Annotated in this window: 23 protein-coding genes; 11 read left to right on the top strand and 12 right to left on the bottom strand. The window is 73.8% G+C overall.

Going from position 1 to position 21,647, the window contains the following annotated elements:
- Window positions 1-96: 96 nt before the first annotated feature.
- From IEY37_RS16690 to IEY37_RS16675, 4 genes are all read left to right on the top strand, one after another.
- On the top strand, window positions 97-2,133 hold the full coding sequence (locus IEY37_RS16690) for a spermine/spermidine synthase domain-containing protein (RefSeq protein WP_188943554.1): 2,037 nt from the start codon (window positions 97-99) through the stop codon (window positions 2,131-2,133).
- Window positions 2,134-2,484: 351 nt separating this feature from the next.
- The gene (locus IEY37_RS22280) at window positions 2,485-3,246 is read left to right on the top strand and encodes a carboxymuconolactone decarboxylase family protein (protein ID WP_229674533.1); all 762 of its coding nucleotides are present in this window, start codon (window positions 2,485-2,487) and stop codon (window positions 3,244-3,246) included.
- Complete coding sequence (locus IEY37_RS16680; RefSeq protein ID WP_229674532.1) at window positions 3,243-4,178, top strand: RNA polymerase sigma-70 factor; 936 nt, start codon at window positions 3,243-3,245, stop codon at window positions 4,176-4,178. The genes IEY37_RS22280 and IEY37_RS16680 overlap by 4 nt, the downstream gene beginning before the upstream one ends.
- Before the next feature lie 150 nt (window positions 4,179-4,328).
- Window positions 4,329-6,809 (top strand): phosphoketolase family protein, encoded by a 2,481-nt coding sequence (locus IEY37_RS16675; protein ID WP_188943606.1) that lies wholly within the window; start codon window positions 4,329-4,331, stop codon window positions 6,807-6,809.
- Between the two features lie 103 nt (window positions 6,810-6,912).
- Here IEY37_RS16675 and IEY37_RS16670 read toward each other — a convergent pair whose 3' ends face one another.
- Window positions 6,913-7,671 (bottom strand): class I SAM-dependent methyltransferase, encoded by a 759-nt coding sequence (locus IEY37_RS16670; RefSeq protein WP_188943552.1) that lies wholly within the window; start codon window positions 7,669-7,671, stop codon window positions 6,913-6,915.
- 61 nt (window positions 7,672-7,732) lie between these two features.
- On the opposite strand from IEY37_RS16670, the gene IEY37_RS16665 reads away from it, so the two are divergent.
- Window positions 7,733-8,041 carry an Rv1322 family protein gene (locus tag IEY37_RS16665; RefSeq protein ID WP_188943550.1) on the top strand — a complete coding sequence of 103 codons (309 nt, stop codon included), beginning with the start codon at window positions 7,733-7,735 and terminating at the stop codon, window positions 8,039-8,041.
- Between the two features lie 40 nt (window positions 8,042-8,081).
- On the opposite strand, the gene IEY37_RS16660 is transcribed toward IEY37_RS16665, so the two are convergent.
- From IEY37_RS16660 to IEY37_RS16645, 4 genes are read right to left on the bottom strand one after another with little or no spacing between them, the layout of a single operon-like run.
- Window positions 8,082-8,819: an urease accessory protein UreF gene (locus tag IEY37_RS16660; protein WP_229674530.1), complete on the bottom strand. Its 738-nt coding sequence runs from the start codon at window positions 8,817-8,819 to the stop codon at window positions 8,082-8,084.
- A 5-nt stretch (window positions 8,820-8,824) separates the two neighbouring features.
- Complete coding sequence (locus tag IEY37_RS16655; RefSeq protein ID WP_188943548.1) at window positions 8,825-10,531, bottom strand: urease subunit alpha; 1,707 nt, start codon at window positions 10,529-10,531, stop codon at window positions 8,825-8,827.
- Window positions 10,532-10,533: 2 nt separating this feature from the next.
- On the bottom strand, window positions 10,534-10,866 hold the full coding sequence (ureB, locus tag IEY37_RS16650) for an urease subunit beta (protein WP_188943546.1): 333 nt from the start codon (window positions 10,864-10,866) through the stop codon (window positions 10,534-10,536).
- 26 nt (window positions 10,867-10,892) lie between these two features.
- Window positions 10,893-11,195: an urease subunit gamma gene (locus tag IEY37_RS16645; RefSeq protein ID WP_188943544.1), complete on the bottom strand. Its 303-nt coding sequence runs from the start codon at window positions 11,193-11,195 to the stop codon at window positions 10,893-10,895.
- A 220-nt stretch (window positions 11,196-11,415) separates the two neighbouring features.
- On the opposite strand from IEY37_RS16645, the gene IEY37_RS16640 reads away from it, so the two are divergent.
- A complete protein-coding gene (locus tag IEY37_RS16640) occupies window positions 11,416-11,697 on the top strand; it encodes a hypothetical protein (protein WP_188943542.1) in 282 nt (93 codons plus the stop codon).
- A 30-nt stretch (window positions 11,698-11,727) separates the two neighbouring features.
- Here IEY37_RS16640 and pucL read toward each other — a convergent pair whose 3' ends face one another.
- The 3 genes from pucL to uraD are packed head-to-tail and all read right to left on the bottom strand — an operon-like array spanning window position 11,728 to window position 13,754.
- Window positions 11,728-12,630: a factor-independent urate hydroxylase gene (pucL, locus tag IEY37_RS16635; protein WP_188943540.1), complete on the bottom strand. Its 903-nt coding sequence runs from the start codon at window positions 12,628-12,630 to the stop codon at window positions 11,728-11,730.
- 3 nt (window positions 12,631-12,633) lie between these two features.
- On the bottom strand, window positions 12,634-12,987 hold the full coding sequence (uraH, locus tag IEY37_RS16630) for a hydroxyisourate hydrolase (protein WP_229674529.1): 354 nt from the start codon (window positions 12,985-12,987) through the stop codon (window positions 12,634-12,636).
- Complete coding sequence (gene uraD / locus IEY37_RS16625; protein WP_188943538.1) at window positions 12,984-13,754, bottom strand: 2-oxo-4-hydroxy-4-carboxy-5-ureidoimidazoline decarboxylase; 771 nt, start codon at window positions 13,752-13,754, stop codon at window positions 12,984-12,986. The genes uraH and uraD overlap by 4 nt, the downstream gene beginning before the upstream one ends.
- Before the next feature lie 132 nt (window positions 13,755-13,886).
- Between uraD and IEY37_RS16620 the strand changes: the two genes are divergently transcribed.
- From IEY37_RS16620 to IEY37_RS16610, 3 genes are all read left to right on the top strand, one after another.
- A complete protein-coding gene (locus IEY37_RS16620; RefSeq protein ID WP_188943536.1) occupies window positions 13,887-14,258 on the top strand; it encodes an ArsR/SmtB family transcription factor in 372 nt (123 codons plus the stop codon).
- Entirely contained in the window at window positions 14,255-14,740 is a 486-nt protein-coding gene (locus IEY37_RS16615) for an SRPBCC family protein (RefSeq protein ID WP_188943535.1), read from the top strand. Before IEY37_RS16620 ends, IEY37_RS16615 begins: the two co-directional genes overlap by 4 nt.
- A gap of 105 nt (window positions 14,741-14,845) precedes the next feature.
- Window positions 14,846-15,526, top strand: coding sequence for a maleylpyruvate isomerase N-terminal domain-containing protein (locus tag IEY37_RS16610; protein WP_188943533.1), 681 nt, complete (start codon window positions 14,846-14,848; stop codon window positions 15,524-15,526).
- A gap of 31 nt (window positions 15,527-15,557) precedes the next feature.
- On the opposite strand, the gene alc is transcribed toward IEY37_RS16610, so the two are convergent.
- The 3 genes from alc to IEY37_RS16595 form a co-directional block, all read right to left on the bottom strand.
- Window positions 15,558-16,646, bottom strand: coding sequence for an allantoicase (gene alc, locus IEY37_RS16605; protein ID WP_188943531.1), 1,089 nt, complete (start codon window positions 16,644-16,646; stop codon window positions 15,558-15,560).
- Window positions 16,647-16,962: 316 nt separating this feature from the next.
- Entirely contained in the window at window positions 16,963-18,408 is a 1,446-nt protein-coding gene (gene allB / locus IEY37_RS16600) for an allantoinase AllB (protein WP_229674528.1), read from the bottom strand.
- Window positions 18,409-18,516: 108 nt separating this feature from the next.
- On the bottom strand, window positions 18,517-19,029 hold the full coding sequence (locus IEY37_RS16595; protein ID WP_308426396.1) for a nucleoside deaminase: 513 nt from the start codon (window positions 19,027-19,029) through the stop codon (window positions 18,517-18,519).
- Between the two features lie 179 nt (window positions 19,030-19,208).
- Here IEY37_RS16595 and IEY37_RS16590 point away from each other — a divergent pair, with 179 nt between their 5' ends.
- A complete protein-coding gene (locus tag IEY37_RS16590) occupies window positions 19,209-19,775 on the top strand; it encodes a phosphoribosyltransferase (protein WP_188943529.1) in 567 nt (188 codons plus the stop codon).
- A gap of 125 nt (window positions 19,776-19,900) precedes the next feature.
- On the opposite strand, the gene serS is transcribed toward IEY37_RS16590, so the two are convergent.
- On the bottom strand, window positions 19,901-21,160 hold the full coding sequence (gene serS / locus IEY37_RS16585) for a serine--tRNA ligase (protein WP_188943527.1): 1,260 nt from the start codon (window positions 21,158-21,160) through the stop codon (window positions 19,901-19,903).
- A 95-nt stretch (window positions 21,161-21,255) separates the two neighbouring features.
- Here serS and IEY37_RS16580 point away from each other — a divergent pair, with 95 nt between their 5' ends.
- A complete protein-coding gene (locus tag IEY37_RS16580; RefSeq protein WP_188943524.1) occupies window positions 21,256-21,519 on the top strand; it encodes a hypothetical protein in 264 nt (87 codons plus the stop codon).
- Window positions 21,520-21,647: the final 128 nt, after the last annotated feature.

Here is a 21,647-nt window from a genome sequence, read left to right as displayed (position 1 = left end):
GCGACCCCGAGCGGCGGGAGGGCGGCGCGGACCTGTGCCGGTTACCGTGTTGCGCGTCACGTCGGCGCCGTGCCGACCGCAGCCGGGAGGACCTCGATGGCCCGCAGCCGCACGAGCGCGACGAGCACGTTGGAACCGCCCGCCGCGACGCCGCAACGGGCCGATCGGACAACGGTCGCCCGGCTGGTCCTGGGCAGCGCCCTGATGCTGTTCGCCGAGCTGGCACTGATCCGCTGGCTCGGGTCGAACGTCGTGCACCTGAGCTACTTCTCGAACTTCGTGCTGCTCGGGTCGTTCCTCGGCATCGGGCTGGGCTTCCTGATCTCCCGGCGCCGGTGGTCGGTGCTGCCGGTGGCCCCCGTGCTGCTCACCCTGCTGGTCCTCGGGGTGTTCTGGTACCCGGTCACCATCGACCGCACCGGGGACCGGATCATCTACTTCACCTCGCTGGGCACCTCCGGGCCGCCGGCCTGGCTGGTGCTGCCGCTGATCTTCGTGCTGGTGGCGGTCGTGCTCGCCGGACCGGCCGAGGTCGTCGGCCGCTGCTTCGCGGTGCTGCCGCCGCTGACGGCCTACCGGTGGGACCTGGTGGGCTCGCTCGTCGGGATCACGGCCTTCACCCTGCTCTCGTTCTTCCGGGCGCCGTCGGTGGTCTGGGGCGTGATCGTCGCGCTGGCCTTCGTCGCGCTGATCGGCCGCTGGCCCCGGTACGTCGCCGTGCTGGCCGGCGCCGGCATGGTCGCCGTGCTGCTGGTCGAGACGCTGACCCCGGGCATCAGCTGGTCGCCGTACTACAAGGTCAAGACGGACACCGTCTACTACAACAACACGCCCGTCGTCCGGATCTCGGTCAACGGTATCCCGCACCAGGAGATCTGGGACGCGGCCACGCGGCTGAAGACCGAGCCGCAGTACGGGTTGCCGTACCAGCACTTGGTCAAGGACAGCCTGGACAACGTCCTGATCGTCGGGGCCGGGTCGGGGTCCGACGTGGCCATCGCGCTGTCCAAGGGTGCCAAGCACGTCGACGCGGTGGACATCGACCCGCGGATCATGCAGATCGGGCAGCAGCGCAACCCGAACCACCCGTACCAGGACCCCCGTGTGGACCAGCACGTCAACGACGGCCGGGCCTTCCTGTCCGGGACCGACACCCGGTACGACCTCATCCTGTTCGCCCTGCCGGACTCGCTCGCGCTGGTCAACGGCGCCTCGCAGATCCGGTTGGAGAGCTTCCTGTTCACCGAGGAGGCGCTGAAGTCCGCGCACGACCACCTCAACCCGGGTGGCGTGTTCGCGATGTACAACTACTACCGCGAGGACTGGCTGATCGACCGGTTGGCCGGCACCGCGCAGGCCGCGTTCGGCCACGTGCCGTGCGTGGACAAGGTCGGCTACGGGCAGGCGGTCGTCACCGTCGGGCTCACCGAGGCCGACCAGCGCTGCTCCGACGCCTACGCCCCCACCGGCGCCGTCATCGCCCCGGCCACCGACGACCGGCCGTTCCTCTACTTCGAGGGCGGCATGATCCCGGCCATGTACCTGTGGGTGCTGGGCGGGATCCTGCTGATCTCGGTGATCGCCGTGCGGGTGCTCGGCGGCCCGTTCCGGTCGATGCGGCCCTACGCCGACCTGTTCTTCATGGGCGCGGCGTTCCTGCTGCTGGAGACCAAGAACGTGGCCAGCTTCGCCCTGCTGTTCGGCACCACCTGGCTGGTCAACGCCCTGGTCTTCGCCGGCGTGCTCGTGATCGTGCTGGCCGCGGTCGAGACGACCCGGCGGTTCCGGACGCCGCCGCTGCCGGTGGTGTTCGGCCTCGTCGCCGGCGCGCTGCTGCTGGCCTACATCGTCCGGCCGGAGTGGCTGCTGCCGCTGCCCTTCGTGCCGCGCCTGCTGATCGCCGTCGTGCTCGCCTTCCTGCCGATCTACCTGGCGAACATCGCCTTCGCCAAACGGTTCGCGTCCGAGGGCGACTCCCAGGCAGCCTTCGGCGTCAACCTGCTGGGCGCGATCGTCGGCGGCTGCCTGGAGTACGGCGCCCTGCTCACCGGGTACCGCAACCTGCTCATCGTGGTGGCGGTGCTGTACCTGCTGGCGTTCCTGATCAAGCCGCGGGTCGCGGTCGCGGCCTGACCCGGGTGGCGGCCGGCCGCCCGGCGGCCACCGCCACCGCCATCGCGAGCACCAGCACGGCCACTCCCGACAACCGCGAGCGCAGGTGCATGTCGATCCCCTTCCGGACGGACCCCCGGCGACACCGTCGGCGCCGGCCGGTCGCGGGACGGGAGCGGGAGCGGTCCGGCGCTGATACCGGTCAGGCGCGTACGGCCGGCCCGGTCCGGGCCGCCACCACGCCGGCCCCTGTCGAGGTGCGCCGACGGCCGGTCCCGGCTCGTCGGCCGGCGGTCGTCACGGATCGACCGCGGGCGGTGTCCCGTGGGTGATCCGGCCGAGCGCCGGCGCACCACACCCGGGGAGTCCGCCATGACCCTGCACACCGACCGCCGCAGCCCCGCCACCGCCGCGGCGGCGTCCACCGATCGGCTGGCCGCCGGTCCCCGCGCGCTCGCCGACCGCCGGTCCGACCCGGCCGTGTCCGACCCGGCCGTGTCCGACCCGGCTGTGTCCGACCCGGCTGTGTCCGTCCCGGCCCTGGCTGCACCGGTCGACGCGGCCGAGCGCCGGTCGCGGGCGCGGGTGCCGCTGGATGAGCCGGCGGGCCTGTTCGGCCGGGTGCTGCGCTGGTGGGCCGTCCGGCAGTACGGGCAGATGCCGGACAACGCGCTCGCCCTCGCGCACCACCGACCGGCCCTGGTCGCCATCGGGCTGTTCGAGCGGCGGGTCGCCAGGTGGAACCGGCTGGACCCGCAGCTGCGGGCGCTGGCCGAGATGGCGACCGCCGTCCGGGTGGGCTGCAGCTGGTGCGTGGACTTCGGGTGGTTCGTCGCGCACGGCCACGGGCTGGACCTGGCGAAGATCGGCGCGGTGCCGGCCTGGCGGGACTCCGACCTGTTCTCCCCGGTGGAACGGCAGGTGCTCGAGTTCGCCGAGGCGCTGACCGCGACCCCGGCCGAGGTGACCGACGAGCTCGCCGCGTCGCTGCGGGCCGCGCTCGGCGATGCGGCCCTGGTCGAACTGGCGATGATGGTGGCGGTGGAGAACGAGCGGTCGCGGTTCAACGCGGGCCTCGGCCTGGCGTCGCAGGGGTTCTCGGAGTCGTGCCGCGTCCCCGGGGCCCGCCCGTGACCGTCGACCCGCCGGCGCCCGTGCGCTCCGCGGCGGACCGGGGCGGGGCGCCGGACCCGGGTGCGGCGCTGTGGGCCGAGCACCGGTCGCTGCTGTTCACCATCGCCTACGAGATCACCGGGTCGGCCGCCGACGCCGAGGACGTGGTGTCCGACTGCTACCTGCGGTGGCGGTCCGTCGACCCGGCGACGGTGGACGCCCCCCGGCCGTACCTGGCCAGGATCGCGACCCGGCAGGCCTTGAATCTGGTCCGGACGCGGCAGCGGCGCCGGGAGGACTACGTCGGGCCCTGGCTGCCCGAGCCGTTGCTCACCGTCCCCGACGTGGCCGACGACGCCGTACTGGCGGAGTCGGTGTCGATCGCCATGCTGCTGGTGCTGCAGACCCTCTCGCCGGACGAGCGCGCGGTGTTCCTGCTGCGCGAGGTGTTCGCCTTCCCGCACGCCGAGATCGCCGGGGCCATGGGTCGCTCCGAGGCGGCGGTCCGGCAACTGGCACACCGGGCGCGCTCGGCCGTGCAGAGCCGGCGCCCGCGGTTCGACACCGACGCCCGGGCCAACGCGGCCGTGCTGGAACGCTTCTGGACCGCGGCGGTGTCCGGTGACGTGCAGGGCCTGATGGACGTGCTCGCGCCGGACGTCGTCCTGCTGGCCGACGGCGGCGGCCGGGTCAGTGCCGCGCGGCGTCCGGTGTCCGGCCGGGACGACGTCGCCCGGTTCCTGCTGGGCCTGGCCGGCAAGGGCGTGGCGGCGTCGTGGACGTTCGTTCCTGCGACGGTCAACGCCTCCGCCGGGCTGCTCGCCTACCTGGGCGAGGTGCTGGACAGCGCATCGGCGGTGGACGTCGAGGACGGCCGGATCGTGCGGATCTTCTACGTCCGCAACCCCGACAAGCTGGCCGGGCTGTCGGGACCGGCGACGCTGGCGCGCTGAGCGGTCGGGCCGACCGGGGGGTGACTCGTCGCCGGAGCGTCCGGCGGGGGTCCCTCCCCTGCCGGACACCCCGCGGACTCGCGTCGTTCACCGGGGTGCGGGAACCTCGACGGTGACGACCCCAACATCGGAGGACCCGTGACCCGCTCGATGGAGACCGACCTGCTCGATCCGGCGGACCCCGACGCCGCCCCGGGGCCGCACCCGCTCACGGACGAGGAGCAGGCGGACCTGCACGCCTGGTGGCGCGCCGCCAACTACCTGGCCGTCGGGCAGATCTACCTGATGGACAACCCGCTGCTGCGGCGCGAGCTGGTGCCCGACGACGTCAAGCCGCGGCTGCTGGGCCACTGGGGGACGACGCCGGGTCTGACGTTCGTCCACGCCCACCTCAACCGTGTCATCCGGCAGCACGACCTGGACGCGATCCTGCTCCACGGGCCGGGCCACGGCGGGCCGGCCGCCGTCGCCGGCTCGTACCTGGACGGCAGCTACAGCGAGATCTACCCGCACATCGGGCTGGACGAGGACGGGATGCGCACGCTGTTCCGCCAGTTCTCGTTCCCGGGCGGCATCCCGAGCCACGTGGCGCCGGAGACGCCCGGGTCGATCCACGAGGGCGGCGAGCTGGGCTACGTGCTCTCGCACGCCTACGGTGCCGCGTACGACAACCCGGACCTGGTGGTCACCGCCGTCGTCGGCGACGGCGAGTCGGAGACCGGGCCGCTGGCCGCGTCCTGGCACGCCAACAAGCTGATCGACCCGGCCACCGACGGCGCGGTGCTACCCGTCCTGCACCTGAACGGCTACAAGATCGCCAACCCCACCATCCCGGCCCGCATCTCGCGCGAGGAGCTGCTGGACCTGCTGCACGGCTACGGGCACGACGTGCTCGTCGTCGAGGGCAGCGACCCGCAGGTGCTGCACCGTGTCATGGCGGACGCCATGGACGCCGCGGTGGCCCGCATCCGCCAGATCCAGGCGGCGGCCCGCGCCGAACCCGGACGGCCCCGCGAACTCTGGCCGATGATCCTCCTGGTCACTCCGAAGGGCTGGACCGGCCCGAAGGAGATCGACGGCCTGCAGTACGAGGGCACCTGGCGTTCCCACCAGGTGCCGCTGACCGGCACCCGCGACAACGACGACCACCGCCGGATGCTGGTCGAGTGGATGCGGTCCTACCGGCCCGAGGAACTGTTCGACGAGGCCGGCAGGCCGGTACCGCGGATCCTGGCCCAGGCGCCGCCCGGCTTCCGGCGCATCGGCATGAACCCGCACGCCAATGGCGGTCTGCTGCGCACACCGCTGAAGCTGCGCGACTTCCGCGAGTTCGGCGTTCCGGTGTCCGTCCCGGGCGCCGCGGCGCACGAACCGACGCGGGTCCTCGGCAGCTACCTGACCGACGTCGTGACCGCGAACCCGGCGAACTTCCGCATCATGGGCCCGGACGAGACCGAGTCGAACCGGCTGGGTGCCGTGTACGAGGTCACCGACAAGGTCTGGCACGGCGAGATCTGGCCCGTCGACGTCAACCTGGCTCCGCAGGGCCGGGTGGTGGAGCTGCTCTCCGAGCACACGCTTGAGGGTCTGCTCGAGGGCTACCTGCTCACCGGACGACACGGCCTGTTCTCCTGCTACGAGGCGTTCATCCACCTCGTCGACTCCATGTTCAACCAGCACGCCAAGTGGCTCAAGGTGACCCGCGGCATCGGCTGGCGGGCACCCATCGCTTCGCTGAACTACCTGCTCACCTCGCACGTGTGGCGGCAGGACCACAACGGTTTCTCGCACCAGGACCCGGGTTTCATCGACCATGTGGTGAACAAGAAGGCCGAGGTCGTCCGGGTGTACCTGCCCCCGGACACCAACACCCTGCTGTCCACCGCGCAGCACTGCCTGGCCTCCGTCGACTACGTGAACGTGATGGTGGTCGGCAAGCAGCCGTGCTTCGACTGGCTGGACCCCGACACGGCCGGCCTCCACTGCGCCCGCGGACTGGGTATCTGGGACTGGGCGTCGACCGAACCGGAGGATCCGGACGTCGTCCTGGCGTGCGCCGGTGACGTCCCGACGCTGGAGATGCTCGCCGCGGTGTCGATCCTGCGCGAACGGCTGCCGGAGCTGAAGGTGCGGTTCGTCAACGTCGTGGACCTGATGCGGCTGCAGGACGCCACTCAACATCCGCACGGGCTGTCCGCGCGGGATTTCGACGGGATCTTCACGACGGACAAGCCGGTGATCTTCGCCTACCACGGGTACCCGTGGCTGATCCACCGGCTGACCTACCGCCGCACCAACCACGCCAACCTGCACGTCCGGGGTTACATCGAGGAGGGCACCACCACCACGCCGTTCGACATGGTGATGCTGAACGACATGGACCGGTACCACCTGGTCATGGACGTGATCGACCGGGTGCCGTCGCTGCAGGGTCGGGCGGCGCTGCTGCGCCAGGAGATGGTCGACGCCCGGGCCCGGGCCCGGGCCTGGACGCGCGACCACGGCGACGACATCCCGGAGGTGCGCGACTGGGTGTGGCCGGACGCGCGGGACGAGGCCGGCACCACGGCCGGCCAGCTCAGCGATACCAGCGCCGACTTCTCGCCGGCGGACGCGCAGCCGCAGAACTGAGCGCCCGCGCCGGGCGGGGTGCGACCCCGCTCGGCTGGGTCGGCACGGCGGGTCAGCTCAGCCGCCAGCACTGCGGGTCAGCACTGCGGGTCAGCACTGAAACTCAGCTCAGTGGGTACCGCCAGGACTGGGTGACGTACGGCAGGTCCACGGTGTCCCGGCCGGCCAGGTCGGGATGGCTGTCCAGCAGCCGCTCGACCTCGGCGAGCACCCGGCGCTGCTCGGCCTCCCGCGCGACGATGAAGTAGCTGCGCGAGCGCACCAGGTCCAGCACACCCGCCCGGTCCAGCCGTTGCACCCACGGCACCTCGAGCAGCTCCGGGCTGCCGAAGGGCGGGCCGACGGGCGGGTCGCCGCCGTCGTCGGTCACGTGGCCACCGACGTCCTGCAGGATCCCGCCGAGCGCCGCGACCCAGTCGGACGTCTCGTCGCGGACGTTCCACAACAGCCCGAGGCGGCCACCGGGTCGCAGGATCCGGGCCACCTCCGGCACGGCACGCTCCGGGTCCACCCAGTGCCAGGCCTGCCCGGCGAGCACGGCGTCGACCGAGTCGTCGGGCAGCGGGATCGCCTCGCCGCTGCCCGCCAGGATCCGGACGTCCGGCAGCGCCGCGGCGAAGCCCTCCCGCATCCCCGGCAAGGGGTCCACCGCCACGACGTCGAAGGCCGGGCCCGCCGCCGACACGTCGACGAGGGTCCGGGTCAGCTTGCCGGTGCCCGCGCCGAGATCGAGCACCCGCCGCGGCGCCTCGGGCAGCACCCAGCGGACCGCCTGCTCCGGATACCCGGGGCGGCCGCGTTCGTACTCCTGCGCGGCGGCGCCGAACGACGTGGCGTGGACGTGGTGGCGGGCGTCGGTCACCGCGCCAGTATGGGCGGGGCCGCGGCAGGGAAGGCGGGCAGCGGCGACCTACCCTGGGGACATGCCCCGACGACCGGCCGGTGCCGTCCGCCGGGATCGGCCGGCGGCGCGGGAGGCGGCGCCCTTCGGCGGCCGCGAGGAACGACAGGACACCCGGGAGGGGTCCTTCCTGGTCCGCGCCGTCAGCGGTGCGGCCGCGGTCAAGACCTACCGTTGCCCCGGCTGCCAGCAGGAGGTGCGGGCGGGCGTCCCGCACGTCGTGGTGTGGCCGGCCGACGGCGACGTCACCGAGCGGCGGCACTGGCACGGCTCGTGCTGGCACCGCCGCTCGACCCGCGGCGGACCCGGCCGCCTGCCCTGGCCGATCTGAGCCGGCGTGCGCAGCGGCGCGGACCCGCGCGCCGTCCTCCTCAGCTGCGGAACAGCCGGGCGGAGGCCTCGGCGTGCGCCTCCGCCCACGCCTCCACCAGCGGCGCGGCCGCCGCGGGCAGGTCCTCGGGCGTCCGGACCGCCGCCGCCCGGGCCGCCATCCCGGCGATCGCCGGTGCCGCGTGCAGCACCCAGCTGGTCGCCTCGACCGGGTCCATCGGGACTAGCTTCAGCGCCGCCGCGGCCACGGTCTGCGCGTCGTCGTACCCGAGGACGGTGGCCAGATCCGCCGGTGCCAGACCGGCGGCGGAGCCGACGGCGCCGAGCACGACGGCCCGGCTCGGCCGGCCCAGCGCCCGCACGGCCCGCACCGCGGAGGCGTCCGGCCAGAGCCGAGCGGCGAGGCGGAGCAGGCCGCGGCCCAGCAGCCGCGAGTTCTCCCGCAAGGCGGGAGAGACGGACCGGGCGTGCCACGCCGCGTCGACGGCAGCGAGCCGCCGCGCCGGGTCCGGATCGACCGGCCACCCGGCGGCGGGGGTGCCGTCCGCCGGTGCCAGCGCGGTGAGCGCGAGCACCGCGGCCGACGCCTCCACCAGCGTCACGGTGCGCAGCCGGGCATCGATGTACCGGGGGACGTCGTGCACCGGCATGCCGGCGGCCAGTGCCCCCTCCAGCCCCGCCGACTGGGTGTGCGCGCCGACGGGCAGCCGCGAGTCCGCCAGCAGCAGCTGTACCACCGCCGCCGCCGGTGCGCCGGTCGCCACGGTCGGTCCGGTCACCTCCGTCAGAACAGCGAGTACAGCTGCGCCAGCGGCAGCACATCGGCGGGGGCCGGATCGATGAGCTCGCCGTCCACCCGGATCTCGAACGTGTCCGGGCGGATCTCGATGTGCGGCAACGCGTCGTTGTTCACCATCTGCGCCTTGCCGACGTCGCGGGTGGGTCGTACGGCGACCAGCTGCCGGCGCAGTCCGAGCCGCTCGCCCAGGCCGTCGTCCAGCGCGGCCGGAGCCACGAACGACAGCGACAGATCCGCCCCCACGGTGTCGGCCAGCGCCGGCCGCATCAGCACCGGTTGCGGCGTCGGGATCGAGGCGTTCGGATCGCCCAGGGCGCCCCAGACGATGGCGCCGCCCTTGAGCACGACGGACGGCCGCACCGCGAAGAACCGCGGGTCCCACAGCACCAGGTCGGCCAGCTTGCCCACCTCCACCGACCCGATCTCGTGGTCGACACCGTGCGAGATCGCCGGGTTGATCGTGTACTTGGCGATGTAGCGCCGAGCGCGGAAGTTGTCGGCTGGCAGGTCGTCGCCGGGCAGCTTGCCGCTGCGGGCCTTCATCACGTGCGCCACCTGCCAGGTCCGGGTGACGACCTCGCCGATCCGTCCCATCGCCTGGGCGTCCGACGAGGTGATGGCGATCGCGCCCAGGTCGTGCAGCACGTCCTCGGCCGCGATGGTCGTGGCGCGGATCCGCGACTCGGCGAACGCCAGGTCCTCGGGCACGGCCGGGTTCAGGTGGTGGCAGACCATCAGCATGTCCAGGTGCTCCGCCACGGTGTTCACCGTGTGCGGCAGCGTCGGGTTGGTCGACCCGGGCAGCACGTTGGGCAGCCCGGCGAGGGTCAGGATGTCCGGCGAGTGCCCCCCGCCGGCGCCCTCCACGTGGAACGCCGAGATCGAACGGCCGGCGATCGCGTCGATGGTCGACCGGACGTACCCGGCCTCGTTCAACGAGTCCGAGTGCAGCGCCGCCTGCAGCCCCCACCGCTCGCAGGCGCGCAGTGCCGAGTCGATCGCCGCCGGCGTGGAACCCCAGTCCTCGTGCAGCTTGTAGCCGCCGGCACCGGCCAGCGCCTGCTCGGCCAGTCCCTCCGCGGACACGGTGTTGCCCTTGCCCAGCAGCAGGACGTTGACCGGGAACGGGTCCAGCGCCCGGTGGATCTGCCGCAGGTGCCACGCCCCCGGCGTCACCGTGGTCGCCTTCGAGCCCTCGCTCGGCCCGGTGCCGCCGCCACCCAGCGTCGTCAGGCCGGTCGCGAGCGCCTCGACCACCTGTGACGGCGAGAGCAGGTGCACGTGGGAGTCGAAGCCGCCGGCGGTGAGGATCCGGCCCTCGCCCGAGATGACGTCCGTCGACGGCCCGATGCGCAGCGCGGGATGGACACCGTCGGCGATGTCCGGGTTCCCGGCTCTGCCGAGACCGACGATGCGCCCGTCGCGGATGCCGACGTCGGCGCGGACGACACCCCAGTGGTCCAGCACCACCGCGTTGGTGATGACCGTGTCGGGAGCGCCCTCGGCGCGCGTGGTGCTGCCCTGGGCCATCGACTCGCGGATCGACTTGCCGCCGCCGAAGACCGCCTCCTCGCCGCCGGCGGTCAGGTCCTGCTCGACCTCGATCCACAGGTCGGTGTCCCCCAGCCGCACCTGGTCACCGACCGTCGGACCGTACAGCGCCGCGTACTCGGCGCGCGAGATCTCCACCACGGCTACAGGTCCCCGCCGTCCTTGAGCTGCAGCCCCGGGACCCGGCGGGCCCCGCGCAACGCCACCGCGGCCACCCGCCTCGAGGCGCCCGGCTCGAAACGGCGCGACGTCCCGGACGGGATGTCGAGCCGGAAGCCGTGCGCGGCGGCCCGGTCGAACTGCAGAGCGCCGTTCGCGTCCGGCAGGTGCAGGTGCGACCCGATCTGCACGGGACGGTCCCCGGTGTTGACGATGTCGAGCTCGATCCGCTCGTCCGGGCCGCGGTCGGCGTTTAGCAGGATCGTGCCGTCGGCCACCCGGATCGCGCCGGGTCCGCCGGAGGTGCCGGAAGCCATGGGGTTGTGGGCCTTTCGTCGGGGTGTCAGGCGATGGGCTGGTGGATGGTGACGAGCTTGCGCCCGTCCGGGAACGTCGCCTCGACCTGGACGTCGGTGAGCATCTCGGCGACCCCGTCCATGACCTGCTCACGGGAGAGCACCTCGCGACCGGCCTCCATCAGCTCCGGGACGCTGCCGCCCTCGCGGGCGCGCTCGATGACCCAGGTGCTGAGCAGGGCCACGGTCTCCGGGTAGTTCAGGCGCACACCGCGGGACAGCCGGTCCCGGGCGACCATGCCGGCGACGGCCAGCAACAGCTTCTCGGTGTCGGCGGGACTGAGGTTCACAGGGTCCTCCCGGCGGTGGTGGTGACCCATCCTGCCCGGCGGGTGTGTCCGCCATGTGTCGCCGTGGCTGCGACCGGATGGCCCGGGTGTCCCCCGACCGGTGGAGACCGGGATCCGCCGCCGGGTCCGCCGGGAGGCCGACCCGGGGGCGGCTCCGGGGCCACCAGGGTGGAGCCATCCGCGGCACACCGGCCCGGCCCACGCAGAGAGAGGCACCGACATGACCACGTCGTCCGTCGTCCGCACCGCCAACCCGCGCCGCATCGTGCTCGACGACACCGCCGGCCGGATCTCCAGGGGCCGCGCCCGGGGCTGCGGGCGCCTCGGCGGGCCGGCGCCGGTACCCGCCCGCGCCACCGTGTCCGTGCCGGCCGGCACGGTCCGCGACCTCGGCGGCCACGACCTCGGTCCCTGGTTCCTGGCCGGTGGCGAGGACGTCGAGGCCCACAACCTGCGGTTGGCCGGCTTCGCCCGGTCCGACCGGTCCCTGCTCGGCTGCTGAACCACCGGCGGGCGCGGCTGTCCGACCTGCCTAGACGAAGCCGGACACGCCGTCCCACGCCCACGGGACCGGCTCGACGTCGTCCCGCACCACGGCGGCCTCGATCAGCCCGTACGGGCGGTCGGCGGCGTGGAACACCTCGTTGGGGTTGTCCAGCCCCCACGGCGACAGGTCGACGAGGAAGTGGTGTCTGTTCGGCATCGACATCCGGATCTCGGCGATCTCCGGGCGGCGTTCCAGCACCGCGGTGCCCATCGCGAACAGCGTCTGCTGCAGGGAGAGCGAGTGGAGCGTGGCGAACCGCTCCAGCAGGGTGGCCCGCACGTCGGCGTGCAGCCGGTCGAAGGTGGCCGGGTCGTGTCCCGGGTCGGTGTACCGCCAGCGGGCCGTCACCTCGGTCGCCATGATGCGGTCCCGGGTCTCGACCAGTGACGTGTACGGCGCGTCCGGGAAGCCCCAGAACTCGCTGCCGGTGCTCTTGAGCACCACCAGACCGGCCAGCCCCGACAGGACGACCTCGCGGTCGCCGTCCTTGCGCACCAGGACGGTGCGGACCTCGCCCCCGCTGCGCACGAACGAGTGGTCGTGCGGCCCCTGCGCGGTCGGGATGCGGTCCCAGAAGTGTTGCCGGATCTCCATCCTCGCGCCGGTCACCTGGTCGAACCCGTCGACGAACCACCGCGCCAGGCGCAGGCCGAACTCCTCGACGGCACCGATCCCGCCCGTCCTGGCCAGCGCGTACACCGTGTTCTTCTGCGTGTCGGTGGCGATCACCGAGGCGTTCGACCCGGTCAGGAACGTCTCGTCGAAGTGGCCGAGGAGCTGGCTGGTGACGGTCACGTCCGTCAGGACGTGCCGCGGCGTCGACCGGTCGACGTGCACCATCCGCACCTCGGCCTTGCCGTAGCGGTTGTCCCCCAGCACGATCCCCATCGCTCAGCTCCCCAGGTAGGTCGAGAAGTGGTACGTGCCCAACAACAGCGGGACGTGGTGGTGCGCGCGCGCGGCATCCAGCCGGAACTCCACGGTGACCCGCGGGTAGAAGTCCGACCCGTGCACCCGCCGCAGGTACGGTCCGGTGTCGAAGGTCAGCCGGTAGATGCCGGGGACCAGGTCCGTGCCGAGCTGCGGGATGCGGCCGTCGGCGTCCGTCGTCCCGGAGCCGGCCGCCACGGACCCGTCGCCCTCGCACCGGTCGAGCCGGACGGCGATGCCGTCCGCCGGGCGTCCGGCCACCGTGTCCAGGACGTGGGTCGACAGCCGGTTGCCGGTCCGTTCGTCCGCGGTCACCGGCCGTGTCCCGTCCCCGCGCGCCGGTCCCGGGTGACGGCATCCGGGGAGCCCCGGTCTCCGTCTCCGTCCTCCTCGGCGACCGCCTTGGCCAGCCGCACCGCGGCGATGCGGCGCAACTCCTGCGCCACGACGAGCTGCTCCGTGGCGTCGTCGTGGGTGAGCCTCCGGTGCAGCGCCTCGAGGACCTGCGGCCGGGTGAGCCCGGTGGCGCAGATGAGGAAGATGTGACCGAAACGGTTCTCGTAGTCCCGGTTGCCCTGCCGGAGCTGGTCCGCACCGTCGTCGGCCGAGGCGCCGTGGTCCCCGTGCCGGCCGTCGTGCTCCTGCGCCGTGGCCTGTTCCTGCGCCGACCAGGCCGCCTCCAGTCCGGTGCGGCCGGCGCTCGCCGGACTCTCGCCTATGCGCGGGTGGCGGGCCAGTGCGGCGGCCACCTCGGCCCCGTCGATACGCTCCGCGGCCGCTGCTGCCGCTTCCAGCAGCGCGGCGCGGGAGCCGTAGGGCCGACCGGCGACGACGGCTGTCACCCAGGACGGGACGTCCAGACAGGCGGTGAGCAGCTCGGTGACCGGAGCGGCCGGAGCCGTGTCGAACCAGCCGACCGCGACCGGTGCCGCGACGGCGTCCGCGGTCCCGCCGGTGCCGGCCTCCGTGGTCCCGACACCGGTGTCGGCACCAGCGCCGGCGCCGACGGCAGCCGCGCCGTTGCCCTGGACACCGTCGCCCCGGCCCGCGCTCGACGGTCCTGGCTGCACGACTCGGTCCATGACGTCCCCCTCCCCGGGCCCAGAGCCGCACCGTAGCGGCACGACGTTTCCGGCGGGTGTCCGTCGTGCGGAGCGTCTGGCGCTGCGTACGGCCCTGGACACCGCCGCCCCCGACCGCTAACGTGTAACCAAATGGTTGTAGATGAAGGGACCGAGCAGGAGGTCGACCGCCTGTTCCACGCCATGGCAGACGCCACGCGCCGCGACATCCTGCAGCGCTGCACCGGCGACGGGCTGTCCGTGACGCGACTGGCGGCGGCGTACCCGATGAGCTTCGCCGCCGTGCACAAGCACGTCGACGTGCTGGCCCGGGCGGGTCTGGTGCGTCGGCAGCGACGCGGGCGGGAGCAGCTGGTGCACACCGAGCACGACGGCCTGCGACAGCTCCGGCAGGCACTGGACGACCTGGAGCGCACCTGGCGGGCGCGGGCGGACCGGATGTCCGACCTGCTGGCCGAACCGGGACACCGGACACCGAACACCGATGGAGGGCAGCGACGATGACCGTGACGAGCACCGACAAGGACTACGGCGCCCTGGCTCTGACCCTGGTGGCGCACTTCGACGCCCCGGTGCACCGGGTGTGGGAGCTGTGGTCGGATCCGCGCCGGCTGGAGCGGTGGTGGGGGCCGCCGAGCTACCCGGCGACCGTCGACCGGCACGAGCTGGTGCCCGGCGGGACGGTCACCTACTTCATGACCGGTCCGGACGGCGCGAAGTACCACGGCTACTGGCAGGTCCTTGCGGTCGACGCCCCGCGTGCGCTCGAGTTCGTCGACGGGTTCGCCGACGCCGACGGCCGGCCGGACACCAGCCAGCCGGCGCCGACGTGCCTGGTGTCGCTGTCCGAGGACGGTGGTCGGACCCGGATGGAGATCCGGTCGCGGTTCGACACCCGCGAGGACATGGAGCGGCTGCTACAGATGGGCGTCGCCGAGGGCATGGCCGAGGCCCTGGGTCAGGTCGACGAGCTGCTCGCCGCCTGAGAGCAGCGGCAGGACGGCCCGGTCCCGGCGGCCTGCACACCCGACCGCCACGACCCCGGGTACCGCTGTGGACGGAGCCGGTGCGGCGGTGACACCCTCGTGCCCGTGCACGTCGACCACGAAGCCGGGCTCGCAGCGTTCGGATCGGCGGTGGACGCCCTGCTGACGGCGGTGAACGGATGGCCGGAGCAGGCCTATTGGGCGCCGAGCCACTGCCGCGGGTGGTCCGTAGTGGACGTCGTCGTGCACGTGCACCTCGGCCTGCAGGAAGCGGTCCTGGGTTTGTTCGACCTGGTCGAGGAACCGGCCGACACGGACGCGGTCGGGTACTGGCGTTCGTCGCCGCCGGCCACGGATCCGCAGGCCGACGGGTTGGACGCCGCGGCGTTCGTCCGCCGGGTCGCCGCGGCCTACCGCCGCCCGTCCGGCGCGGTCGCGCACCTTGCCGCCACGTCCCGCGGTGTCCTCCGGGCGGCGGGCCGTGCCACCCCCGGCACCGTCGCGTTTCAGGGCCACCGGCTGGGCACCGGCGACCTCCTGGCCACCTGGGCGGTCGAGGTGGCGGTGCACCACCTGGACGTCGGCCGTGGTCCGGCGGTCGACCCGCCCGCCCCGGACGCCCTGGCACTGGCTCGGCGGACGGTGGAGGAACTGTGCGGAGCCGCCCTGCCCGCGTCGTGGCCGGACGCGCGGGCGGTGCTGCTCGGCACCGGGCGGGTCGACGGCGATGCAGCGGAACGCCGGGCGCTGGCGGCACTGCCGACGCCGCCGCCGGTGCTCGGCTGACCGCGACCCGTCCGTGGCCGCCGGGCTGCGGTCACCACACCAGCCGCAGCAGCTGATCCGCGGACAGCTCGTGCACCGGCCCGTCACCCGGTCCGCCCGGGATCGCCTGCAGCACGCCGGCCCGGGCCGCAGCGGGCAGCAGCCGCAGCCAGTCTCGCACCGCTGCGGCGAGGTGGTCGCGGTCGAGCTCCCCCCACAGGTGCAGGCGGGAGAAGCCGCCGTCCGGGTACACGTCGACCCGCACCGCCGACGCCGGGACGGGGTCGGCGAACGGGAACCGGTTGTGCGCATCCGGCGAGACGCGGGACAGCGGCAGGATCTCCTGCCACGGGTCGCCGTCCGCGGTTTGCGCCGTCACCCGGACGGTGCCGGGGGCGTTGCCCAGGAAGTAGCCGGTATCCAGATCCATCCACTGCAGCCGTGCCGGCCCGGCGATCGTCACGACCAGGTGGTCGTTGCCCGGGGTGCGCCGGCGCGAGGTCTCCCACCCGTCGCTCATCACCCGGGCGACGCCGGGGTGGAGGACGTGGCGCGCGTCCGAGTAGAACATGTTGCTGCAGTCAGCGATGTCGCCGCCGTGGTGCAGCGCCGCCAGGTCGACGCGCCCGCCGAGCAGCCGGGGATCGGCCACCGCCGTCCCGAGCACCCGTAGCCGGGACACCCCGCCGTCGGGGAAGATGTTGAGCCGCACGTGGCTGCACAGCTCGCGGTCCCCGACCGGGTAGCTGTTCACCGAGTCGCCACGGGCCGGCGAGCGCGGCACGACCGGCCGCCACGACGCGGCGGCGAGTTCGTCCGCGGACGGGTTGCCGTCGACCCAGGTGGCGTCGACGGAGATCTCTGGCGCAAAATTGCCCGTGAACCAGGAGGTGTCGACGACGACCTGGTGGACGACGCCGGGCACACCGAGCGCGACGACGGCCCAGTCGTGGCCGGGTGACCGGCGCCGGCGCGTCTCCCACCCGTCGTAGATCTTGCCGTGCGGCCCGAACGTCGTCCGGTCGTGCACGGGTGGCACCGGGTCGAGCAGGGCCTCCCCCGGTGCGAAGAACTCGTCGCTGACCAGCCGCACGGATCCGCCGAGTGCGCGGGAGGCCAGGTCCAGGTCGGTACGCGTCATGCCTGCCACCCTCTCCCGTTCCACCGGCCTTTCGCACGTCGCCCGGTCCGGACGGCGCGCCGGGCCCCGCGGTCCGGCGGGCGGGAGGTCCGCCGATAACCGGGACGCCGCCGCGGGCGGGGCATCACGGTGACCGCGACACCGGGCCGCGCGCGGCACCCGGGTGGCCCCGCCCCGCAGCCGACCGCCGCCACCCGACCGCAGGATCCGCGCGGCCGCGCGGACCGGGCGGTTCGGGAGACGGGGACACTCCGGTGCGGTCGCACCCGCCCCACGTCGCTCGCATCCGGCGACATCCGGTCGTGCGCAACGACGCTCACCGGTCACCGGCGCGCAGCAGGCGCCCGGCCGGCCGGTCGCGGGTGAGCTCCGTCCCGCGGAGCCAGCAGCGGCGCACCACACCGGAGAGCGTCCGTCCCAGGTACGGGGTCACCGGGTGCCGGTGCCGGATGTCGCCGGTGGTGACGGTCCACCGCTCGCGGTCGGCCAGCGCCACCAGGTCGGCGTCCGTCCCGACCTCGATCCGGCCCTTGTGCCGGAGCCCGGCGAGATCGGCGGGACCACGGGCGGTCCAGCGGAGCACGGTCGCCAGGTCGATGCCGCGGTCCTGGGCTGCGGTGCGGACGGCCGCGGCACCGAACTGCAGGCCGGCGATCCCGCCCCAGGCGAGCCCGAGGTCGCCGGCGTCGAGCTGTTTCAGCTCCGGCGTCGACGGTGAGTGGTCGCTGACCACGATGTCGACGGTCCCGTCGAGCAGGGCGTCCCAGAGCGCCTCCTGGTCCGCACGTCCGCGGACGGGCGGGCAGCACTTGTACTGCGGCGCACCGTCCGGGATGTCCTCGGCCGCCAGAACCAAGTAGTGCGGACAGGTCTCGGCCGTGATGCGGACTCCGTCGGCCTTGGCGGACCGCACCACCCGGGCACCGGCCGCGCTGGACAGGTGCACCACGTGGACCCGGCAGCCGGTCTCCCGGCTGGCCCGGACGACCTCTGCGACGGCGGCGGCCTCGGCACCGGCGGGCCGGGAGTCGACGAAGGCCGGGTAGCTGCGTCCGCGCGGCGCGGGCGCCGATCCCAGCACGGCGGGGTCCTCGGCGTGCACCAGCAGCAGTCCGTCGAGCGCGGCGACGATCCGGGCGGTGCGCCGCAGGTCCGCCGGCGAGACCGGCGGGAACTCGGGCACCCCGGAGTCCTGCAGGAAGCACTTGACGCCGAAGACCCCGGCGGCGAACAGGTCCGGCAGGTCGTCGGTGTTGCCGGGGACGGCGCCGCCCCAGAACCCGACGTCGACCCGGCAGCGGTCGCGGGCCGCGTCCCGCTTGCGCTCGAGCGCGGCCGCGTCCAGCGTGGGCGGCAGGGAGTTGAGCGGCATGTCGATCAGCGTGGTGATCCCGGCGGCGGCCGCGGCCGCGGTGGCCGTGTCGAACCCCTCCCATTCCGTCCGGCCGGGCTCGTTGACGTGGACGTGGGTGTCGACGAGACCGGGGACCAGCACCTCGTCGGCGGCCAGGGTGGCGACCTGCCGGGCCGGGCCGGACCAGGGCCCGGTGTGGACGGCCACGATGCGGCCGTCCCGCACCAGGACGGTCGCGGGCCGCTCGGCCCCGTCCAGCTGCACCCGGGATGCATGGATGGCGAGATCGACCGGCTGGCCGTCGGTCTCGAGGTCCTCGCGCTCGCCCACCGCCACGGGCTCCGTCGCCTCCAGGTCGTCGCGCCGGTTCGCGTCGAGGTCCACCGACGGCGGGGTGCGGTCCTGCACGGTCACCTCCTTCGCCGTTGCGTCGGTCCGGGCGCTGTTTTCGGGTCGGGTGTTTCCCAGGGCCGGGCCGCCCGGCACCCCGATCCGGTCCCCGGCCGCCCCGGGCGATCAGTACGGCGTGCGGTCCGTCTTGGCCTTCCACTGCACGAACAGGTCTCGCGCGGATCCGTGCGGCACCTGGACGAAAGGAATGGTGCGCTCGGCCGCCGCGGTGGCCAGCTCCCGGTAGATGAACGCGTCGTCGAAGTCGCCGAATGCGGCGTCCTCGCGGTCGGCGGCGAAGTAGAGGACCTGCGGTCGCGCCCAGTACACGGCGCCGAGGCACATCGGGCACGGCTCGCACGACGAGTAGATCTGGCACCCGTCCAGCTGGAAGGTGGACAGCGCCGCGCAGGCACGGCGGATGGCGGTGACCTCGGCGTGGGCCGTGGGATCGTTGTCCGCGAGCACCTGGTTGCAGCCCTCGGCGACGACCGCGCCGTCCCGGACGACGACGGCGCCGAACGGGCCACCCTTGCCGGCCGCCGCGCCCTCCGCAGCCAGGACGAGCGCGCGGTCCAGGAAGGCGGCCTGGAACGGCGCCATCGGGTCGGGCCGGCCGGTCGCCACGGAACGGGTCACGCGGGGAGGGTAGTCCGCGGGTGGGTCGATCCGGAGTCCCGCGGATGACGGACGTGTGACCGGTGACCGGGCGCCGGACCGGGCGCGTGATTGGGCGCGGAACCGTCACGCGGCGGCACCTCCGGGGCGGCACGGGCGCCCGCCGACGGGTGACGCCGCGTCCCGGGTACGTTGCCCCGATGGCCGACTCGCCCCGTGAGGTACTCAGCTACGCCGAGTTCGGGATTGCGGTGCGCGAGCTGGCGCAGCAGGTCGCCGACAGCGGCTGGCAGCCGGAGATCGTCATCGCCATCGCGCGTGGCGGGCTGATCCCCGCCGGTGGCCTGGCCTACGCACTGGGCACCAAGGCCGCCGGCACGTTGAACGTCGAGTTCTACACCGACGTCGAGGAGACGCTGCCCGACCCGGTGGTGCTGGAACCGTTGCTGGACACCGACGCGGTGCGCGGCAAGCGTCTCCTGGTCGTCGACGACGTCGCCGACTCCGGCCGCACCCTCGCCCTGGTGATGGACCTGCTGCGGGGGCACGGCGCGTTGGCCCGGTCCGCGGTGCTGTACACGAAGTCGCGGACGGTGGTCCGGCCCGACTACTCGTGGCGGTCCACCGACCTGTGGATCACGTTCCCCTGGTCGGCGCAGCCGCCGGTCGAGGCACGGTCGGCGCAGCCCCTGGTCGAAGCACGGTCGGCGCAGGCGCCGGTCGAGGCACGGTCGGCGCAGGCAGGATCGGCACGACCGGCGGTGTAGGCAGGATCCGCGGTCCCGGCAGGATCGGCGCGCCCGGCGACGGCGGCAGGGTCGGCTGGGGTCCAGCGCTGTGGCGACGGACCCGCCCGGGGACGTCGCCGTGGGTGTCGCGCTCCGCCGGCCGGTCAGGCCGGTTCGAGCACCTCGCGGCCGCCCAGGTACGGGCGCAGCGCCGCCGGGACCCGCACGGAGCCGTCGGCCTGCTGGTGGTTCTCGAGGATCGCCACGATCCACCGCGTGGTGGCGAGCGTGCCGTTCAGCGTGGCGGCGACCTGGGGGCGGCCGTCGGCGTCGCGGAACCGGACGCCGAGCCGCCGGGCCTGGAACGTGGTGCAGTTCGAGGTGGAGGTCAGCTCCCGGTAGGCCTGCTGCGTCGGAACCCAGGCCTCGCAGTCGTACTTCCGGGCGGCCGAGCTGCCGAGATCGCCGGCTGCGACGTCGATGACCCGGTACGGGACTTCGACCGCCGCGAGCATCTCCTGCTCGTAGCCGAGCAGCCTGCGGTGTTCGGCGGCGGCGTCCGCCGGGTCGCAGTAGCTGAACATCTCGACCTTGTCGAACTGGTGCACCCGCAGGATGCCGCGGGTGTCCTTGCCGTACGAGCCGGCCTCCCGCCGGAAGCATGACGACCAGCCGGCGTAGCGCACGGGACCGCTCGACAGGTCGAGGATCTCGTCGCTGTGGTAGGCCGCGAGCGGGACCTCCGACGTGCCGACGAGGTACAGGTCGTCGGCGGGCAGCCGGTAGACCTCGTCCGAGTGCTCGCCGAGGAAGCCGGTGCCCTCCATGGCCTCCGGCTTCACCAGCACGGGCGGGATCATCGGGACGAAGCCGTGGCCGATCGCCGTCGTCAGTGCCAGGTTCAGCATGGCCAGCTGGAGCTGGGCCCCGACTCCGCGCAGGAAGTAGAACCGGGCGCCGGACACCTTGGCACCGCGCTCGGTGTCGATCGCCCGCAAGCCCTCACCCAGGGCCAGGTGGTCCTTGGGTTCGAAGTCGAAGTCCGTCGGCTCCCCGACGTGCTCCAGGACGACGAAGTCCTGCTCGCCGCCGGGCGGCGCACCCTCGATGACGTTCGGGATGGCCCGGTGCGCCGACGTGAGCGCGGCGCCGGCCTCCGCCTCCGCCGCCTCGGCGACCTTGACGTCTGCGGCGAGCGCGCGGCCGCGCTCCAGCAGCGCGGGACGCTCCTGGGGGTCGGCCTTGCCGATGGACCGCCCGAGGGTCTTCTGCTCGGTCCGGAGCTCGTCCGCCCGGACCACCGCGGCACGGCGTGCGGCGTCCGCGGCCAGCAACGTGTCGACCAGGCCGGGGTCCGCGCCTCGGGCCCGCTGCGAGGCCTTCACCGCCTCGGGATCGTCACGCAGGGCACGGAGGTCGATCACGTGCCGAGCCTAACGGGCGGCGGGGGCCCGCCCGGCCCTGCCGGACTGTGGACAACCTCGCCGCCGGCCGGCCGTCCGTGGCTAGCGTCCGCGGCATGACACGCATCGACACCACCGGTCTGCGGCGGCTCGCGGACGAGCTCGCGGCGATCCGGGAGCGCCTGGTGCCGGACGGTGCCACGCTGCCCGGCGCCGTCTCGGAGATCGCGGAGCTGGACGACGCGTGCCGGGAGCTGCAGGAGGCGACCGACGCCGCCCGAGTCGGCCAGGCACGCCAGGTCGACGCGCTCTGGTCCGGCTCCGCGTCGGCAGCGGCCCGGTGGGAGGCGGCCGAGGAAGGGGTCGCCGGCGCGCTGTGAGCCCCGCGCCACGGCCGCGCCGACGGGCCGTCCTGCGGACTGGACGACGCGGCGCCGGCGCGGGCCGGCCAGCGGACCCGCAACCCGTTCCCGGGACCGTGCTCTGTGCCCGTCACTGTGCCGGTCAC

This window comes from Nakamurella endophytica, assembly GCF_014646215.1.
GTDB lineage: Bacteria > Actinomycetota > Actinomycetes > Mycobacteriales > Nakamurellaceae > Nakamurella > Nakamurella endophytica.
Note: the sequence above shows the minus strand (reverse complement) of the source record. Positions and strands in the feature narration are given on the sequence as shown.

Bases quoted from the DNA above. Each gene is read 5' to 3' on its own strand.
- IEY37_RS16580 (WP_188943524.1), top strand. From the start codon at position 21,256: ATGACACGCATCGACACCACCGGTCTGCGGCGGCTCGCGGACGAGCTC.
- IEY37_RS16615 (WP_188943535.1), top strand. From the start codon at position 14,255: ATGACCGTGACGAGCACCGACAAGGACTACGGCGCCCTGGCTCTGACC.
- IEY37_RS16590 (WP_188943529.1), top strand. From the start codon at position 19,209: ATGGCCGACTCGCCCCGTGAGGTACTCAGCTACGCCGAGTTCGGGATT.
- IEY37_RS16665 (WP_188943550.1), top strand. From the start codon at position 7,733: ATGCCCCGACGACCGGCCGGTGCCGTCCGCCGGGATCGGCCGGCGGCG.
- IEY37_RS16640 (WP_188943542.1), top strand. From the start codon at position 11,416: ATGACCACGTCGTCCGTCGTCCGCACCGCCAACCCGCGCCGCATCGTG.
- IEY37_RS16675 (WP_188943606.1), top strand. From the start codon at position 4,329: ATGGAGACCGACCTGCTCGATCCGGCGGACCCCGACGCCGCCCCGGGG.
- IEY37_RS16690 (WP_188943554.1), top strand. From the start codon at position 97: ATGGCCCGCAGCCGCACGAGCGCGACGAGCACGTTGGAACCGCCCGCC.
- IEY37_RS22280 (WP_229674533.1), top strand. From the start codon at position 2,485: ATGACCCTGCACACCGACCGCCGCAGCCCCGCCACCGCCGCGGCGGCG.
- alc (WP_188943531.1), bottom strand. From the start codon at position 16,646: ATGACGCGTACCGACCTGGACCTGGCCTCCCGCGCACTCGGCGGATCC.
- uraD (WP_188943538.1), bottom strand. From the start codon at position 13,754: ATGGACCGAGTCGTGCAGCCAGGACCGTCGAGCGCGGGCCGGGGCGAC.
- ureB (WP_188943546.1), bottom strand. From the start codon at position 10,866: ATGGCTTCCGGCACCTCCGGCGGACCCGGCGCGATCCGGGTGGCCGAC.
- pucL (WP_188943540.1), bottom strand. From the start codon at position 12,630: ATGGGGATCGTGCTGGGGGACAACCGCTACGGCAAGGCCGAGGTGCGG.
- IEY37_RS16620 (WP_188943536.1), top strand. From the start codon at position 13,887: ATGGTTGTAGATGAAGGGACCGAGCAGGAGGTCGACCGCCTGTTCCAC.